The sequence below is a fragment of the Streptomyces albipurpureus genome, assembly GCF_023701525.1.
GTDB classification, from domain to species: domain Bacteria; phylum Actinomycetota; class Actinomycetes; order Streptomycetales; family Streptomycetaceae; genus Streptomyces; species Streptomyces albipurpureus.
The window spans coordinates 424,214-442,214 of the sequence record NZ_JAMQAW010000010.1; the positions used below are offsets into that span (position 1 = coordinate 424,214).

An 18,001-nucleotide genomic window follows, 5' to 3' on the forward strand; every position below is an offset into this window, starting at 1 on the left:
GTGCACAGGGTCTGAGGGGAAGACGTTCACCAGATGCGGGACCGACGCCGCCGTACGGACCTCCTGTTGCCGCGGGAGCGCCAGTCCACCGACGACAACAACCCCTTCGCGCCACCGCCCGAGGGAAGGCCGGACCAGCCGTGGCAGCCACGGCAACCGTCAAACGACAACCCGTCCGGGTCGGATTCCTCCGGGTCATCCGATGGCTCCGACGGATCTTCGGGCTCCTCAGGTTCATCGGGGTCCTCCGGCTCCTCCGATGAACGCGGCAGATGGGGAAGCCAGTGGAGCAGCCGTCAGCCAGGGCGCTCATCGGGCGGCTTCGGTGGTCGCCCCGGGGGCTCCGATGGCTCGAACGGCGGGCAGAAGGGCCCCGGGGGCACACCTCCTGGGTTGCGCTGGGACCCCACCGACCCGGCCCAGCGACGAGCGCGGTACTCCCTGCTGTCGGGCATGTGGGCGTTCTTCTTCGTCCTCTTCGACTTCACGGAGATCGCGCTGCTGCTCGGTGCGCTGTCGCTGTACTGGGGCATCAGCTCCCTGCGCGCGAAGAACGCCAAGACCAGCCCCGGGGGCTCCGCAGCGGCGAGCACCTCACACTCGGCAGCGACCGCCGGCGCGGCACACCAGGCCGCCGGCCGGTCACAGCGCACAGCGGCCGTGACCGGAGTGGTGATGGGAAGCATCGCGCTGCTGATCGTGGCGGGTGCCTTCGCGGCTCAGCTCGTCTTCCGGGACTTCTACACCTGTGAGCGGGACGCGCTGACCAAGGAAGGTCAGATCTCCTGCAACCAGGAACTCCCGAAGGATCTGCGGGGCTTGCTCGGAGTGAAGGAGTAGGTCTGGGCGGCTTGATGACGGGGCCCGGGCAGCAGCCGGGCCCCAGTCGTCCGGCTGCACCAGAGGCGAGCGAGCGGCAGCCTGCTCTCCTCGCTGGCTGGCTGCGGTAGAGGTGAACGAGCGGCAGCCGGGCCCCTCGCTGGCTGAACCCAGGCAGAGCCCGCGACAGCGGAACCGCCGGGGCAGGCGTCGCAGGCGCGGGCGGAAGCTGGGACCGGCCGGTGCCCGGTGGCACCGAAGGGCAGGCATATTCCCGAGTGGTACCGGCCGCGACCGCCACCGAGGTCAGGCCCGATCAGCCTTCGGCCCCTGATGAGCCGGCCGCCGTTGATGGATCGGGGGCGCTTCCCCGCTCCGAAGGGGCGGCCGCTTCGGCGGGTGGACCCTCCGGCGGCATCGAGCCGGCAGCCGTCGACTCCTTGAGGTGCCCGGGGCGCTCTGCCCGCCCGACGCTGGTGTTGGCCGGCTGCGACTCCGTGCTACGACCGGAACTCCTTGGCCAGGGGCTGATGGGCGCGGCCCACGGCTTGCGCAGGGATACGGAGGGTTGCGTCGCCGGTCTTGAGCCAGGACCGGGCGGGGCTTGACCCGTGCCTTCTGTGAAGGGCTGGACGAGGGGGCGGGCCAGGGGTCCGGCCGGCAATTCTGACCAGAGCCCTGACCGGAGGTCTGGCCGGAGGTCTGGCCGGAGGTCTGGCCGGAGGTCTGGCCGGAGGTCTGGCCGGAGGTCTGGCCGGAGGTCTGGCCGGAGGTCTGGCCGGAGGTCTGGCCGGAGGTCTGACCCAGCTTCGGTACGGCGTTCCGCTGGGGGCTTCCCTTGGGGTTCCGCTGGGGTTTCCGCGCCGGAATCCCGGCCCGGGCCCGTCTTCGGCCGAGGCGCCATCCACGCCGTCCCAATCTCCGGCGGCCCCCAGTCCTGGCGCGGTGTCTGAGCCGGCGAGCGGGGATCCGACTCCTCGTCGAAGTCCTGGGATGCGTCGCGACGGCGGTTGGGAGAAGACGCCGCCAGGGCCTGGGCATCGACCGCGAGGCCTTCCCCGGAGTGCTCCGCGGCATCTGCGTCCTGTCCGGGATGCCCGTCCTGCCCGGGCTGCGTAACGAGGGGTCCGCCCTTTCCCGCCTGGCTCTTCCCAACCTGGGCAGCGGGCACTTTCTCGCTCTTGGCCTCGCCTCTGACCTCGCCCTTGACCCTGGCGGCCAGCCAGCGCAGTCCGGCTGCCGCACTGTCACGTTCCGTCCAGGAATCCGATGGCAGAAAGTCGTAAGCCCCGGGATCTTCCACCGGACGGACATGACCGTTCTGATCGCTACGGCCGCCCCGATCGCCCCGACTGCTCTGGTTGCTCTGGTTGCTCTTCTCAGCCTGCTTCGACGACCGCCCGGTCTGGTCGTCTCGACCGGTTTGGTCGCTCTGGTTGGTTGGGGAGCCCTGGCCGACGCGGGACTGGGACTGCTCGGGTGCCAGGGTCTCCAACGGGACCGGCTCGGCCGACTGACCGCTTCCGCCCCGCCCTCGTGCTCGCCACATCCGTACCACCACGGCCACTGGGACGGCGATGCCGGCTGACCAGAGCAGCGCTGCCCCGCCGCTCTGCCACCACACCGGCCCGAAGTCGACCAGCCGTCCCTTGCCCAGTGAACCCCCGGCGGCCGCGGACATCGCAGCCGTCAGCAGCCCGCACCCCACCGCACCGAGCAGCGCCGTCACGGCGGTCTCCCGATTGCTCCAGATCACCTCGCGCTCAGCGCCCCTCGGGGCGGCGGTGGCCACCGTGAACCAGGCGACCACCAGCGCGGCTGCCACCGGAACCAACCCGGCCGCCCAGTTCAACGGGGTGCCCGCGCCCTCGGTCGGAACCGCGGCCAGCAAGGGAAAGGACGGTAGCGCGGGGTCTCCGATCACGACGACGGGCGTCGCGGTGGCTCCCGTACCGAGGGCGAACCCCGGCCCCAGCCCGTACCCCGCGCCCCACACCGCCGCGTTCGGTACCAGCGCGATCGCCAACAGCAGTACGGCGAGCCGCCCCGACCACTCCGACGCGAGGTGCCGGAAGGAGTCCTGGGTGGCGTCCGAGTGCCACACCAGGGCGGCGGCGACGAGCAGGGCCCCACCGACGATGAGCATCAGCGCCCCCGCCGCGGCGGCCCGCGACGCCACAACGACCCGGGTGCGAGCGAGCCGGCATCGCAGTGGCCCCGGCAGCCATCCGGGGAGTGGGCCACCCGACCGACCACTGGCCGTCCAGGCACCCGCGATCGCGGCGATGACCGTCACCAGCGGGAGGTGCAGCGCTGCGCTCCTGGCGTCCGCCATCAGCGGCCCGCGCGTCGCATAGACCGTCACCAGCGCCCCGACCAGCAGATATCCCGCACTGAGCGCACACACCGCCCCCCTCTCGGAAGGCCGTGGCCGCCCCTTCGCGGGAAGCAGGGCATCACGTACCGCACGGTGAACGAGCCAGGCGGGCAGGGCGATGAGCAGCAGCGGTACGACTCCGACCGGCGCGGGCGGCCCGGCGAGAGTCTCGGGGCGCACAAGCTCCATGCCATGGGCCAGCAACCAGATCCCGGCGGCCACATGGAGAGCGCCTTCCGGCCCGCTGTCCGGGTAGGGCGAGCTGATCCACAGCAGCATCACCAGAACGGCGACCGCACCGAGCCCAAGGCCCGCTGTGGTCGCACCGCGCACAAAGCACGCCACCAGAACGGCCTTGCGCCTGCCTTGGACGAGTACCGGAGTCGGTGCGGGCGAGGGGCCGTGATCAGTCGTCTGGGTCACCGGGCCATGCTCCCAACGACACGCGCTCTATCCATGTAACAGGCGAATGGCCGTTGTGTCGCTCAAGATACGTTTATGTACTTTTACGCCGAGTGCAACGCTTCGGGGAGCCCCACATGACCCAGAGCACGACACACTCCGCTTCCGAGGCTCCGCTGCCCTCGCCCAAGGAACGGCGCAGACTGCGCGAGGCGAAGTCGATGAGCGAGCAGGAGGTCGCCGCCGCGCTCGGCGTGACGAGGGCGACCGTAAGGGCCTGGGAGTCGGGTCGCAGCGACCCTCGGGGCAGACGGCGCGAGGCATACGCCAGGCTGCTGGATCCTTCCAGCCCCCTCCCGGGCACCGCGGGCACGGCCGCCGAAAGGGAGCAGGAGCCCGTGAACATGGTGGTGGAGGCTCCGACCGTGGGAGCTGGGGAGCCGCAGGCCGGGGAAGCCGGAGCTGGTGGGGGTGAACTCCATGGCGCTCCCACCGCTGTTCTGGAGGTGGGGGACGAGCACAGGGGTCACAAGAAACGCGCGGCTCGCAAGCCAGCTGCCGCGGCTGCGGCTGCAACCGGCTCTGGGCCTGGCTCTGGCCCTGGCCCTGGCTCTGAGTTTGCGTCTGCGTCTGCGTCTGGTTCTGGGTCTGGGTCAGGGGACTCGCTCTCCGCCGGTAGGGCGATCGCGGCCGTACCGGAGACAGTCGGGGGCGAGCCGACGGATGACTGGCCCCCCGTACCGCAGGTACCTCCTATGCCCGCGTACCCGCCCGCCGTGCGGGTTGCCCGGGAGGTAGACGCGTCGAAAGCCACTGAAGCCGACCAGACCGGCGGGGCAGTCGAGGCCGACCCGACCGGCGAGACAGAGCTGGCACCATCCAACCCTCAGATCGCACAGGAGCCGCAGCACTTGCAGGCGTTCCGGGTCTCCACCGTGTCCGACGAGTCAGCCCTTTCGGCGAGCTCTCAGCCAACATCGACTTCGGGGACTCCACCGGTCGATCCAACACCTTCTCCCACCACATCGGCACAGCCCCCGCTGGCGGCAACCGACCCCGGCGCGGCCGCGCAGATGTCGAAGCCGCCGAAGTCGCCGCTGGGGCAGACTGCTCAGGCGCCGAAGCCGTCCCGGGGTAAGCAACCGCACTCAGCCACCCGGCCCGTGCCGGCCGTCAAGCGAGCGGCTCGACCCACGCCACCCCATCCGGCCAGCCCTGCGCACCCCGTCCTGCACCCAGCACCCCCCGCTCCGGCCGGGCAGCACAAGGAATCCACCGGGGACACCGCCCACACTCCCCACACCGCTGACACCGCTGACACCGCTGACACCGAACGCTCCGACGGCACTGAACGCTCCGACGACAAAATCGCCGGACCGCCGGACTTCGATGAGCCGTCAGAACACCAACAGCGTCCCGAGACCGCCCGGGAGGAACCATCCTGGCCCCAGTGGGCATCACGTGACTCCCTGCTGGACGCCGTCTCGGGGCTCACCCCCGCGGAAGCGTTTGACGGCCTGTACACACGAGCGGCGCCCGACCTCGTTCGCCAGGCGTTCCTGCTGACGGGTCGTCGGCAGCTCTCCCATGAATCGGTCGAGCGCGCCTTCCACCTCGCCTGGCAGAACTGGCCCGAGGTGGCGACCGATCGAGATCCGGTGGGCTGGGTGAGGTCGGCCGCGTATGAGTACGCCATGTCGCCCTGGCAACGGCTTCGGCCCGCGCATCAGGACCCCGACACCCCACCGCTCGCTCCCGAACGGCGCAAACTGCTCGACGCTCTGCTGGAGCTGCCTCCCGCGTACCGCCGCACCTTGCTGCTCTACGACGGATTGGGCCTCGACCTCCCCGAAACCGCGGCGGAGACCGAGGCGAGCACGCCGGCCACGGCGAATCGGGTACTCCACGCGCGAGATGCCATCGCCGAGCGCCTTCCCCAGCTGAACTCGCCGGAAGCACTGCACGACGAGCTCATCGAGCTGGTGCGCGCCTGTCCGACACCGCGACCGCTACCCGCCCCGATCGTCCGCAGGAACAGCGAACGGCATGTCTGGTTCTGGACGCGAGCCGCTCTGACCATCACCACACTGATCATCTCCGTGACGGGCTTGACGGCCGCGACCGCACCCACCCAGTACCAATCGGTGGTCTCCCCGGGGCAACAGATCGGGGGTGTGCCCGCCCACGCAGGCCCGCAGCGGCTGTCGGAGCACGGTAGGGAGCTACGCGAGCAACTGCTCTCCGATCCGGCACACGGGCCAGGACGCCTGGTACCGCAGACCCGCTGAGAGCTGATCAACCGATCCGTCGGGACGTTGAATCCCCGGATCGGTTGATCCGGGCAGGCAGCAGGAACGGGAAACGGGTGTGGGCCCCGCCGCTATGCGCTGGCGGGGCCCACACCCATCACTCCGTACCGCCTACCCGTGAGCGTCAGCCCTTGAGCAGTTCCCGAGCGAGCACAGCGGTCTCGGTCGGGGTCTTGCCGACCCTGACGCCTGCGGCCTCAAGGGCTTCCTTCTTCGCCTGGGCCGTGCCGGACGAACCGGACACAATGGCGCCCGCGTGGCCCATCGTCTTGCCCTCGGGGGCGGTGAAGCCCGCGACGTAGCCGACGACCGGCTTGGTGACATGGGCCTTGATGAAGTCGGCCGCGCGCTCCTCGGCGTCGCCGCCGATCTCACCGATCATCACGATCAGGTCGGTGTCCGGGTCCGCCTCGAAGGCAGCGAGCGCGTCGATGTGGGTGGTGCCGATGACCGGGTCGCCACCGATGCCGACGGCGGACGAGAAGCCGATGTCCCGCAGCTCGTACATCATCTGGTAGGTCAGCGTGCCGGACTTGGAGACCAGACCGATCCGACCGGGCTTGGTGATGTCACCGGGGATGATGCCGGCGTTGGACGCGCCGGGGGTGATCAGTCCGGGGCAGTTCGGGCCGATGATCCGGGTCTTGTTGCCCGTGCTGGTGGCGTACGCCCAGAAGGCGGCGGAGTCGTGCACCGCGATGCCCTCGGTGATGACGACGGCCAGCGGGATCTCGGCGTCGATCGCCTCGACGACGGCCGCCTTGGCGAAGGCCGGGGGTACGAAGACGACCGAGACGTCAGCGCCGGTCTCCTTGATCGCCTCGGCCACCGAGCCGAATACGGGTACGGAGGTGCCGTCGAAGTCAACGGTCGTACCCGCCTTGCGGGGGTTCACTCCGCCGACGATGTTGGTGCCATCGGCCAGCATGAGCTTGGTGTGCTTCATGCCCGTGGCACCGGTCATGCCCTGGACGATGACCTTGCTGTCCTTGGTGAGGAAGATAGCCATGGTTGTGGAGTCCCTCGTCCCTTACTTCGCAGCCGCGGCGAGCTCAGCAGCCTTGTCGGCCGCGCCGTCCATGGTGTCCACGCGCTGCACGAGCGGGTGGTTCGCGTCGGAGAGGATCTTGCGACCCAGCTCCGCGTTGTTGCCGTCGAGACGCACGACCAGCGGCTTGGTGACGGCCTCGCCCTTGTTCTTCAGCAGCTCCAGGGCCTGGACGATGCCGTTGGCGACCTCGTCACAAGCGGTGATGCCACCGAAGACATTGACGAACACGGACTTGACGTCCGGGTCGCCCAGGATGATCTCCAGGCCGTTTGCCATGACCTCGGCGGAAGCGCCACCACCGATGTCGAGGAAGTTGGCGGGCTTGACGCCGCTGTGGCCCTCACCGGCGTAGGCGACGACGTCCAGGGTGGACATCACCAGACCGGCGCCGTTGCCGATGATGCCGACCTCGCCGTCGAGCTTGACGTAGTTGAGGTTCTTGGCCTTGGCAGCGGCCTCCAGGGGATTGGCCGCAGCCTTGTCCTCAAGAGCCTCGTGGTCGGGCTGACGGAAGTCGGCGTTCTCATCGAGGGAGACCTTGCCGTCGAGCGCGATGACGCGGCCGTCGGCGAGCTTGGCCAGCGGGTTGACCTCGATGAGGAGCGCGTCCTCGGCGATGAAGGTCTTCCAGAGGGTCACCAGGATGTCGGCGACCTGGTCAGCGACCTCGGCCGGGAACTTCGCAGCAGCGACGATCTCAGCGGCCTTCTCCTGAGAGACACCGTCGTTGGCGTCGATCGGGATCTTCGCGAGGGCCTCGGGCTTGGTGGCCGCGACCTCCTCGATGTCCATGCCGCCCTCGACGGAGGCCATGGCCAGGAAGGTCCGGTTGGTCCGGTCGAGGAGGTACGAGACGTAGTACTCCTCGGCGATGTCAGGCGCGGTCTCCGCCAGCATCACCTTGTGGACCGTGTGACCCTTGATGTCCATGCCAAGGATCTGACCGGCCTTCTCGACCGCGTCATCCGGGCTGGAGGCAAGCTTCACACCGCCGGCCTTGCCGCGGCCGCCGACCTTCACCTGCGCCTTGACGACCGACCGGCCGCCGAGTCGCTCGGTCACCGCGCGCGCCGCCTCAGGCGTGTCGATGACTTCACCGGCCAGCACCGGTACACCGTGCTTGGCGAAGAGATCCCTCGCCTGGTACTCGAACAGGTCCACGCGGTCCGTCCCTTTTCTGCTGATCGCGGTTCGTTGTCTGCGTGGGCGTGCCGCGAAGGGCAACGTGACTGCGATGGTCACAGGGGATGCGCACACGGTGTCCGGGCACGCGGCATGTCCGTCTGGCAGGTTATCCCCGTGGACGGTGGCTCCCTAAATCGGAGCTCACACAGGAGTGGTGATAACAGTCACAGATCGATCGCCAAGCCGTGTCGGAGTGGCGCTCCAAGCTCTCAGCCGCCGGTCGCTGCAACCCACTGACCTGCGAACCCTCGGGTAGACAGGGTGCCGATGCAGCACCTCGTCGCCGCCGTCGGGGGACGGCAGCGCCCCGGGCGCCAGGGTGGCCGATGAAGCGCCGACGGCCGCGGGGGGACACGACCGGGGCCCGTGGAACCGGCACGGTCGGCGGACGCCTGTGGTGGCCCAGGAGTGCTGGGGCCATGGTGGCCTGGGGGCTCCGTGTCGGAATACGTCGGTACGGCATACGACGGCGATCGTGAGGGCCGACGAACAGGGTTCCGGCGGACGAGAGATAGACGAAAAGGGGTGGAGAGAAAGGGGTGCCTACGGACGAGGGGTGGACGAAAGATGGGTGACTCCAGGGCTGAACCCATCACCCTCAGATGGGTGAGTCCAGGGCTGAACCCATCACCCTCAGAACCGGGCCCCGGCAGTACCCGCACCACTCACGGGGTCGGGTATCGGAAGGGGGCGCTTCTCGATCGCCGCGGCCATGACGTCCGGGAAGAGGTCGGGTGTGCAGGCGAAGGCCGGTGCGCCCAGTGCCGCCAGAGCGGCGGCATGCTCTCGGTCGTACGCGGGTGTCCCCTCGTCCGAGAGGGCGAGCAGTGCCACGAACTGCACCCCGGACGCCTTCATCGCGGCCACCCGTTTCAGCATCTCGTCGCGGATTCCCCCCTCGTACAGATCGCTGATCAGGACGACCACCGTGTCAGCCGGTCGGGTGATCTGGGACTGGCAGTACGCGAGCGCCCGGTTGATGTCGGTGCCACCGCCGAGTTGGGTGCCGAAGAGCACGTCGACCGGGTCATCGAGCTGGTCGGTGAGGTCCACGACCGCGGTGTCGAAGACCACCAGACGAGTGGCTATCGAGCGCATCGACGCCAGAACCGCGCCGAACACCGAGGCGTAGACAACGGAAGCCGCCATCGAACCCGACTGGTCGATGCAGAGCACCACGTCCTTCCTCACCGCCTGGGAGGCCCGCCCGTAGCCGATGAGTCGCTCGGGAACGACGGTGCGGAACTCGGGGAGGTAGTTCTTGAGGTTGCTCCGGATGGTGCGGTCCCAGTCGATGTCCCGATGCCGGGGCCTGCTGGTCCTGGCCGAACGGTCGAGCGCCCCGGTGAGTGTGGACCTCGTACGGGTGGCGAGCCGCTTCTCCAGATCGTCGACCACCTTCCGCACGACCGCCCGGGCCGTCTCCTTGGTCGTCTCGGGCATGGCCTTGTTGAGGGAGAGCAGGGTGCCGACGAGATGAACGTCCGCTTCCACGGCCTCCAGCGTCTCCGGCTCCAGCAGCAGGGTGGCCAAGCCCAGCCGGTCGATGGCATCACGCTGCATGATGTGGACCACCGAACTGGGGAAGTAGCCACGGATGTCTCCGAGCCAGCGGGCGACGGAAGGCGCTGAGCTGCCGAGCCCGCCAGCACGCTCCTTGGTCCTTCCGCCGCCGCTGGCTGCTCCGCTGCCATACAGAGCGGTGAGTGCTCCGTCCATGGCCACGTCCGCGCCCAGCAGCGAGCAGCCCGTGCCATCGGCGGATTCGCCACCTAGGACAAGTCGCCAGCGGCGCAGTCGCTCATCGGCCGCGGCTTCAGCGGTCAGCACAGCCCGATCCGTCGATGGGACGTCACTCGCGCGGTCCTCCCTCCCGGTACCGGGCCCTGCCGACCCGCTGGCGGCCGCTGGCCCTGCGCTGTGCCCTGTCGCAGGCCCTGTGCTCGGCCCTGTCGGGCCAGCGCCCAGCCCTTCCGTCCCTGCGTCGGGGCCCTCTGCCCCTGTGCTGCTGTCTGCCGTCCTGCTGGCTGCTTCCATTGGGTCGCTCCCCTCTCCTCCTTCGGTGTTTCCGCTTTTCCCGCTCTTCCCGCTCTTCCCGCTCTTCCCGCTCTTCCCGTTGCGCCCCTTCCGCGCCTTCCGCGCCTTCCGCGCTGACGACCTCACCGGCTCCCCCAGCCCGTGCCCCCTGCTGTGGAGATAGGCCCCTCGCCGCTGTCGCACCTGCCGCCGCCTCCGCTTTCGGGCTCACCCCCGGTCCCCCACAAGGGCACTGTCATCGACTCCGAGAAGCAGCCGCAGCACCGGCAGCACGGCGTCCGCCCGCCCCTGATCGAGACCACCGTCAAAATCGCGGTCGAACCCGCCCGCCATCCCTCTGCCCAGGCCCGGTGTCACCGCCCCGGAGCCCGGTCGACCGCTGAAGCGGGTCGTTGACCCGCGTCGAATCTGCTCGCCCAGGGTGCGGCGGACGGTCGACTCATAGGCGGCGAAGGTACGGCGCAGCAGAGGCAGCACATCGGTGAAGGCCTCCGCGCTCACCCCGGTCAGCCAGGCATCGACCAGCCCCAGTAGTCGCTCGTCGTGAACCAGCAGCAGTCCTCCGCCTGATGCTCCGCCGACAAAGCCCTCGATCCAGGCTGCGGCTTCGACCGGCGGGGCGGCGGAGGAGAGCGCCAGACTCATCAAACGGGCGGCCTCGGTCTCTTCGAGACGGCCCTCGTCCAGCAGAAGTCGGGCTGCCCTTCCGCGTATCACCCCGGGCACCGAGTCCTGGGAGGCCAACCGGTGCAGCACTGCCCTCCACCGCGCGGGCAGCTCTTCCGCGGTCGGCAGCAGGCCTATAGCGGTGTGCACGGCATCGACGTGACGGCGCATGGCAGCCGCGCCATCGGCATCGAGACCCGAACAGGCGGGCGGTAGGCCCACGCAGATCCGCTCCGCGAGGCCGGTCGCCACCCCGGCGAGGGCGCCGGTGTCCGTGGAGCGCACATCGCCGTAGCGCAGGGACCGGGCAAGGGCGGGCAGCGCCTGGGCGAGATGGCCGACGTCGCTGTCCAGCGCGGCCCGATCGGCGAGCGCCTGCATGACCACGGGAAGAGCGTCGGTCAACTCGGCCAGCAGACACTCCTCGGCCAGTGCGGTGATCTCAGCGAGAGCGGTGGCCGAGAGCGCCCGATACTCCGCTTTGGCCGTGGCGGCCAAGAGCACGGTGGTGCCCCAGACTCCGGCCTCCGCAACGCGCACAAACAGCTCAGGCTCCCAGCGCAACCGCCAACTCTCGCGAAACGTGCCGGTACTTGCCCGCCCGGCGGCCGGCTCGCCCCAAGCGACCGAGAGCAGTCGCAGCCGGTGCAGCAGTCGGCTCTTCGCCGCGTCCTGGTCCTTGCGGAGATCGAGATCCAACTGCCGCTCCCATGCCTCCGGCTTCAGCCGGAGCGTCCGCTGGGCCCTGGCAAGATCGCGCTGGAGCGGAACGGCGGGGGCACTGTCCGGCACTTGCCCCAGGACATCGCCCATGATGAGCCGGTCCCTGATCAGATCAAGCGGCACATCAGAGCCATCGCACATCACCGCCCGGACGGCATCGGTCGTTTCCACGAGACCGGCGAGCGGTCGTCCACGCATCGCGGCGAGCGTCTGGGCGAGCCGGACCGCTTCGATGACATGCGCCGAGGAAACGGGCTGGTCCTCGTCTCGCAGCAGCCCGGCGACCTTGGTCATCCATCGCTCGATGGGGCGGTCCTTCGACTGGAAGAGGTGTCCGTACCACCCTGGGGAGTCAATGCCGGCGCCGTATCCGCTGTGTCGGGCCAGTCGGCGGTGGGTCCAAGGAACCCAGGTCATCTCCGTCCTGGTCTTGGGCAGCCCCTTGAGGAGGGCCCGGTCGGCGCTGATCGTGGTCTTCGTCTGGAGGGCGGGCACATGCCAGGCACCGCAGACCACGGCCACGCCGTCCCCGAACTCCTTGCGCGCAGAACGCAACTGGAGCCGCATATGGGCCTCGCGCGCCCCGTCCCGCTCGTGTCCTCCGTGTCCGTACATGGCACGCAGGGCTGCCATGGCCTCCCCCACGGCGAGAAACGGCGCCAAGGTCTCATCCCGTCGCCGCTGCTGACGATCATCTCCGTCCTGTCCGCCCTGTCCGTCGCGCCTGCTCTGTCCGTCGTGTCCTTCCGGGGTGCCTTCCGGGGCACTGTCGTGGCCCGCAGCCGGGGTGCCACGGTGTTCGATGACGTCTTCCCACCAGCGCTCGGGGTCGTCGTATCCAGCGGTTTCAGCGAGCACGGCGATGGGGTCGACCCGCACATCGACTTCCGCAGGTGCTTCGCGGTCAACCGCAGTTGGCTGACGACTCCCTTCAGGGCCGGCTCCGCCATCAACATCGCCATGACCAGCGCCACGACCAGCGACATCGCATTCGCGGTCGCGAGCGCTTTCGTTGTCGGCTTCGGCTTCGGCTTCGGCTTCGGCTTCGGCTTCGGCTTCGGCCAGAGCGTATCGATCCGCCTCCTCAGCTCGCTCCTCCTCGGCAGCGATCGCCAGCGAATGCGCGGCCGGAAGGTCGATGAAGCGGACGGGAACGCCCCGCTCAACCGCCCATCGCATGGCCACCCACTCCGGCGAGAACTCGGCCAGCGGCCAGAACGCCGCCCGCCCCGGATCGTCCACAGCGTGCGCCAGCAGCGCCACCGGGGGTCGCATCGCCTCATCCCCGGCCAACGAGAGCAAGTCGTCTGCCTCTGGCGGACCTTCGATCAGCACGGCCATCGGTGAGATCGCGTCGAGCGCGGCCCGCACCGCGCGCGCCGAGCCCGGTCCATGGTGGCGAACCCCCAGGAGGAACGGGCCGGTCATACGCTCACCTCACGGCAGGCCCGGTAGAAGTCCTTCCAACCGTCGCGCTCGCGCACCACCGTCTCCAAGTACTCCTGCCAGATCACCCGGTCAGCGGCCGGGTCCCGTACCACCGCGCCAAGAATGCCCGCCGCCATGTCCGCGGGCCGCAGCACTCCATCGCCGAAGTGCGCGGCGAGCGCGAGACCGCCGGTGACGACGGAGATCGCCTCGGCGGTGGAGAGGGTGCCAGAGGGGGACTTGAGCTTGGTGCGACCGTCGGCTGACACCCCTTCACGCAGTTCCCTGAACACCGTGACCACTCGACGAATCTCCTCAAGCCCCTCCGGCGCGGCCGGCAGATCGAGGGAGCGCCCGATCTGGTCGACCCGCCGGGACACGATGTCCACTTCGGCGTCGGGCGTTGCGGGCAGTGGCAGCACCACGGTGTTGAAGCGTCGGCGCAGAGCGCTGGAGAGGTCGTTGACCCCGCGGTCGCGGTTATTGGCGGTGGCTATGAGATTGAAGCCCCGGACGGCCTGCACCTCCTGCCCCAGCTCCGGGATGGGCAGGGTCTTCTCGGACAGGATCGTGATGAGCGTGTCCTGCACATCGGCGGGAATTCGGGTCAGCTCCTCAACGCGCGCGGTCATTCCCTCAGCCATGGCGCGCATGACGGGACTCGGCACCAAGGCATCACGGCTGGGGCCGTGGGCCAGCAACCGCGCGTAGTTCCAGCCGTACCGGATCGCCTCTTCGGGGGTGCCTGCCGTGCCCTGCACCAACAGCGTGGAGTCACCGCTGACCGCGGCCGCCAGATGCTCGGACACCCAGGTCTTCGCGGTGCCGGGGACGCCGAGCAGAAGGAGCGCGCGATCGGTGGCGAGGGTGGTGACGGCCACTTCGACGATCCGACGGGGACCCACGTACTTGGGTGTGATCACGGTGCCGTCGGGCAGGGTCCCGCCGAGCAGATAGGTGGCCACCGCCCACGGCGACATACGCCAACTGATGGGGCGCGGGCGGTCATCGGCGGCGGCCAGCGCCGTCAGCTCCTGTGCGAAGGCGACCTCCGCATGGGGGCGCAGCGCCTCGCCGTCGGCCGCCGCGCCGATGCTCGAACCGGTCTCGGGCATGGTCATGTCTCCCCCTCCAGATCGTGCGATCCGATGTGGCTTCCACACTGCACCACACCACTGACAATCGACCGTTCATGCAGGTCAGAGCCGATTGTCAGTGGCAGCACATAGTGTTGTGGTCATGGATGAGGCGGGGGTTCGCTGGACACCAGAACAGGTCCTGGCGCTGGCTTCTGACGCCGCGTCACGGACTGCGGGAAACAAGCTCGGCGTGCGGGGCCCGTGGTCGACCGCGGGCAGTAGCGACACCGGAGCGGTTTGGGGTCTGTGCAAGGGCAGCGGAAAGAAGCCCTACCAGACGGTCATAGACACCACAGGACCTGCGTACAAGTGCAGTTGCCCGAGTAGGAAGTTCCCCTGCAAGCATGCGCTGGGGCTGCTTCTGCTGTGGACCACGGACGAGGAGGCAGTACGGGCGAGCGCGGAGCCGGACTGGGCCGAGGAGTGGCTGAGTGGGCGGCGGAGTCAGGCGGAGAGGGGCCGAGCAGGCCAGGCACAGGCATCGAAGACCATGGACCCAGAGGCGGCCAGGCGCAGGGCGGAGCGCCGGGCCGAGAGGATCACGGCGGGCGCGCTGGAGTTGGAGCAGCGTCTCACCGACCTCCTGCGCGGGGGACTGGCAGCTGCCGAGCAGTCGGGTTACGGGCTCTGGGAGGAGACGGCGGCCCGCATGGTGGATGCACAGGCGCCAGGGCTGGCCTCCCGGGTGCGGGAGTTGGGGGCGATTCCCGGCTCGGGAGCGGGATGGCCCGTGCGGTTGCTGGAGGAGTGCTCATTGGTCCATCTGCTGGACAGCGCCTGGATGAGGATCGAGCGGCTTCCGGAACCACTGGCGATGACGGTGCGCACTCGGGTCGGCCTGCCCTCAGCCGCAGGCAGTCAGTCGATCCGCGATCGCTGGCTGGTCCTCTCTCAATACGACTCAGCAGAAACGAAGATCACCACACGCCGTATATGGGTGTACGGAAGGGAATCCGAACACATGGCATTGCTGCTCTCGTTCGGGGCGGCGGGACGTGCGCCACAGCTGTCGCTGCCCGTGGGGACCATGGTCGACGCCGAGCTGACTCCCCATCTGGGGGCGGGTCAGCTCCGGGCGGAACTCGGCGCGCAGTTCGGGATACCGGTCCCGATGGGCTCACCGCCGCCCGGCGGTCCGGTGGCATCGGCCCTCGAAGCGTACGGGCGGGCACTGAGCGCTGATCCCTGGCTCGACAGTTGGCCGGCGACACTGGCGGAGGTGATCCCCGTCCCGGACGGCGAGGGATGGCAACTGGCCGACGCCGAAGGCGGGGCGGCTCTTCCCATCGCGTCGGCCGCGCTCTCCCGCGCCGGGCTCTGGAGGCTTGCCTCGCTCTCCGGGGGCCGCCCGATCACCGTGTTCGGCGAGTGCGGCCCCGCCGGTGTCACACCGCTCGCGGCCTGGTCCGGTGACGCGTTCGAGACGGTCACGCTGATCTGAGATGAAGGCTCTGGGGGCTGCGACAGCAAGAAGGGACACCATGACCGACAGCAGCAACACCGACCTATGGGAAGGGCTTGTCACTTCCGCGTTGCTGGGCACCGATCGTCGCAGCCCGCCGGAGGCGGTCCTGCCATCGGGCAGGGAGGCCACCGTCGCCCTACTGGACGCGGCAGCCGTATACACGGTGCGCCGCAGGGCAGGCCTGGTGCCGGTCCCGGCGGCACCACGACCCGACCCCGCGCCTTGTGACACCAGACCACAGCCGCCGTTGGCTGCCCGCCGACGACTGGCCCAGTTGTTGGCCGACCGTGCCGTGCCGTCCTCGGGGGGTCGACGCGGGGCGGCTCCCGATTTGACCGAGCTCCTGCCCCAGTGGCTGACCAAGGCCAATGAACACGGCTACCAGGCCCCACCGCCCCTGCTGCCCGCCCTGCTGGACGCTGCCCGTGCCCGTACGGATCTCCGGCCGCAGGTCCTCGCCTTCGCCGGGTCGCGTGGGCTCTGGCTGGCTCGCTTCAACGCCGAGTGGAGGTTCGCGCTCCGTGGCGCTTCGGGCGGTGGCGCACTACTGCCGGACGCGACGGACGCCGGTGCGGTCGCGGCGCTGTGGGAGGAGGGTCTGTTCGCCGAACGGGTCGCCCTGCTGGCTGCCGTCCGGGCTCAGGACGCCGGATCGGCGCTGGCACTGCTCGCCGGGACCTGGTCCACCGAGCGGGCAGAGGACCGGTTGATGTTCCTGGACTCCCTTCGGGCGGGACTATCCGAGGCCGATGAGCCCTTTCTGGAGCAGGCGCTGGGGGATCGCAGCCGCAATGTCCGCGCCACAGCGGCCGAGTTGCTCTCCGCGCTGCCGCACTCCGCACTCGCCGGGCGAATGGCGAAGCGGGCGGTGTCCTGCGTCGGCCCGCACGGGAGTGCCGGGGTGCCGTCCATAGCCGTGGCGGCTCCGCGTGAGTGCGATGCGGGCATGCAGCGGGACGGCGTGGTTCCCACCCCACCGACCGGCCGTGGCGCACGCTCCTGGTGGCTGGGTCAACTGGTGGAGGCAGCTCCGCTGTCGGCCTGGCCAGAGCGGTTCGGGGGACGTTCCGCACGGGAGATCGTCGCGCTCCCGGTGGCTGACGGCTGGAGCGATGAACTCCACGCGGCCTGGTGCCGGGCCGCGGTGCGCCAGCGGGATGCGGAGTGGTCCCGCGCGCTGCTGGATTCACCCGTCACTCCTCCGGAGTCGGGGCTTGGCACTTCCTCACTGGCCGAGCGCGCCATGCTGCTCTCCATACTGCCCGCGGCCGAACGGGCGCTCTGGGTCGCGGAGTTCATTGCGGCACATGGTTTGTCGGAGGCGTTCCAACTCCTCGGGGTGTGTGCCGTTCCGTGGGCGGAGCCGCTGGGACGCTCGGTGGTCGATGCACTCGACATAGCGCGGGAGGCGGGGAGCTATCCCTGGAGCTTCAGCGGAGTGATGGGGCTGGCCGAACGCTGCCTGGACCCCGGTGAGTCGAGCCGCCTTGATCTTCTGACGGCGACTCCGGACGAGGTGGAGGGAGCATCCCCGGGGGCAGGAAGTTACTGGTCGGAGGCGTTCCAGAGACTTGTCTCCACCTTGCGGCTGCGGGAAGCGATGCAGCGGGAGTTGGTGGGGACCCTCCCCGGCTGATGGGCTCCGTGCGAGTGGTCTTCCGGCCTGAAGCCGGAAGGCCACCGCGGCCAGCGGCCTCTCCCCCTTCCTACCGGCGCCCGAACCGCTGTGGGCTCTTGTCGCCCCGCACCCGCATGCTCCGCTGTTCTGCCCCCGTTCCCGGACGCTGTTTCCGTCGGCATACCCGCCCGCGCATCACCGGCTGGCCTCCTGGCCAGCGAGGCCGGGGCTTCCCAGGACGAAACCAGCGCCCGGGGGCCAAGAAGCACAGGCCCACCGACAGCACCACGGTGAGGCGACACCAGCACCAGCACCAGCACCAGCACCAGCACCAGCACCAGCACCAGCACCAGCACCAGCACCAGCACTGGGAGGCAGCACTCCATGGGAGCGGTTCCAACCAGTGGCCACAAACCCACGACCCACATCGAAGACGTGGCGCTTCCCCCCGGTCGCAGTGCTCACGGAGGGGCGCAGAGAAGTGCGGGAAGGCGGCCCGCTGGCAGCGGGCCGCACTGCGTGGCTAGACCGGGGCCGTCGGTACCGTTCAGGGCGCCAAGTCCTCCGGTCACCGGGTGTGATCACCTTCGTACGCACCTTCATGCCTCGGTGCGCAGGTCCACGGCCGCTTCCTCCGCGCCGACCCCGCACCAGAGCCGATCCAGAACGCTCAGCGCCGCATGGGCCCATCACCCCATGAGCACCTGGCGTAACCCGCGCTCAACCAAGAGCGCTGGCCGAGTCGCGTTAGGCCGAACGGCTGAACAGATGGACACCGCCCG

The 18,001-nt window shown here is 69.5% G+C and carries 10 protein-coding genes and 1 pseudogene; 5 read left to right on the forward strand and 6 right to left on the reverse strand.

Annotated elements, in window-relative coordinates:
* Window positions 1-33 precede the first annotated feature (33 nt).
* Complete coding sequence (locus NBG84_RS13960; RefSeq protein ID WP_250919705.1) at window positions 34-840, forward strand: hypothetical protein; 807 nt, start codon at window positions 34-36, stop codon at window positions 838-840.
* 295 nt (window positions 841-1,135) lie between these two features.
* Here the strand turns inward: NBG84_RS13960 and NBG84_RS13965 are convergent, their stop codons facing one another.
* The gene (locus NBG84_RS13965; RefSeq protein WP_250919706.1) at window positions 1,136-3,619 is read right to left on the reverse strand and encodes a cell division protein PerM; all 2,484 of its coding nucleotides are present in this window, start codon (window positions 3,617-3,619) and stop codon (window positions 1,136-1,138) included.
* Window positions 3,620-3,735: 116 nt separating this feature from the next.
* Between NBG84_RS13965 and NBG84_RS13970 the strand changes: the two are divergent.
* Together NBG84_RS13970 and NBG84_RS13975 are read left to right on the forward strand one after the other, a co-directional pair.
* Window positions 3,736-3,927: pseudogene (locus NBG84_RS13970) on the forward strand (helix-turn-helix transcriptional regulator); the annotation flags it as partial.
* 426 nt (window positions 3,928-4,353) lie between these two features.
* Window positions 4,354-5,886: a sigma factor-like helix-turn-helix DNA-binding protein gene (locus NBG84_RS13975; protein ID WP_250919774.1), complete on the forward strand. Its 1,533-nt coding sequence runs from the start codon at window positions 4,354-4,356 to the stop codon at window positions 5,884-5,886.
* A 145-nt stretch (window positions 5,887-6,031) separates the two neighbouring features.
* On the opposite strand, the gene sucD is transcribed toward NBG84_RS13975, so the two are convergent.
* From sucD to NBG84_RS14000, 5 genes are all read right to left on the reverse strand, one after another.
* Window positions 6,032-6,916 (reverse strand): succinate--CoA ligase subunit alpha, encoded by an 885-nt coding sequence (gene sucD, locus NBG84_RS13980; protein ID WP_250919707.1) that lies wholly within the window; start codon window positions 6,914-6,916, stop codon window positions 6,032-6,034.
* A 21-nt stretch (window positions 6,917-6,937) separates the two neighbouring features.
* A complete protein-coding gene (gene sucC / locus NBG84_RS13985) occupies window positions 6,938-8,119 on the reverse strand; it encodes an ADP-forming succinate--CoA ligase subunit beta (RefSeq protein WP_250919708.1) in 1,182 nt (393 codons plus the stop codon).
* A gap of 657 nt (window positions 8,120-8,776) precedes the next feature.
* Entirely contained in the window at window positions 8,777-10,180 is a 1,404-nt protein-coding gene (locus NBG84_RS13990) for a VWA domain-containing protein (protein ID WP_425608632.1), read from the reverse strand.
* Window positions 10,181-10,387: 207 nt separating this feature from the next.
* Entirely contained in the window at window positions 10,388-12,997 is a 2,610-nt protein-coding gene (locus NBG84_RS13995; protein ID WP_250919709.1) for a DUF5682 family protein, read from the reverse strand.
* Window positions 12,994-14,118, reverse strand: a complete 1,125-nt coding sequence (locus NBG84_RS14000; protein WP_250919710.1) for an ATP-binding protein — start codon at window positions 14,116-14,118, stop codon at window positions 12,994-12,996. Before NBG84_RS14000 ends, NBG84_RS13995 begins: the two co-directional genes overlap by 4 nt.
* A gap of 118 nt (window positions 14,119-14,236) precedes the next feature.
* Here NBG84_RS14000 and NBG84_RS14005 point away from each other — a divergent pair, with 118 nt between their 5' ends.
* Together NBG84_RS14005 and NBG84_RS14010 are read left to right on the forward strand one after the other, a co-directional pair.
* Complete coding sequence (locus NBG84_RS14005; protein ID WP_250919711.1) at window positions 14,237-15,577, forward strand: SWIM zinc finger family protein; 1,341 nt, start codon at window positions 14,237-14,239, stop codon at window positions 15,575-15,577.
* Between the two features lie 40 nt (window positions 15,578-15,617).
* A complete protein-coding gene (locus NBG84_RS14010; RefSeq protein WP_250919712.1) occupies window positions 15,618-17,237 on the forward strand; it encodes a DUF5691 domain-containing protein in 1,620 nt (539 codons plus the stop codon).
* The last annotated feature ends 764 nt before the right edge of the window (window positions 17,238-18,001 follow it).

Bases quoted from the DNA above. Each gene is read 5' to 3' on its own strand.
- NBG84_RS13960 (WP_250919705.1), top strand. From the start codon at position 34: ATGCGGGACCGACGCCGCCGTACGGACCTCCTGTTGCCGCGGGAGCGC.
- NBG84_RS13975 (WP_250919774.1), top strand. From the start codon at position 4,354: ATGCCCGCGTACCCGCCCGCCGTGCGGGTTGCCCGGGAGGTAGACGCG.
- sucD (WP_250919707.1), bottom strand. From the start codon at position 6,916: ATGGCTATCTTCCTCACCAAGGACAGCAAGGTCATCGTCCAGGGCATG.
- NBG84_RS13990 (WP_425608632.1), bottom strand. From the start codon at position 10,180: ATGGAAGCAGCCAGCAGGACGGCAGACAGCAGCACAGGGGCAGAGGGC.
- NBG84_RS13995 (WP_250919709.1), bottom strand. From the start codon at position 12,997: ATGACCGGCCCGTTCCTCCTGGGGGTTCGCCACCATGGACCGGGCTCG.
- NBG84_RS14000 (WP_250919710.1), bottom strand. From the start codon at position 14,118: ATGACCATGCCCGAGACCGGTTCGAGCATCGGCGCGGCGGCCGACGGC.
- NBG84_RS14005 (WP_250919711.1), top strand. From the start codon at position 14,237: ATGGATGAGGCGGGGGTTCGCTGGACACCAGAACAGGTCCTGGCGCTG.
- NBG84_RS14010 (WP_250919712.1), top strand. From the start codon at position 15,618: ATGACCGACAGCAGCAACACCGACCTATGGGAAGGGCTTGTCACTTCC.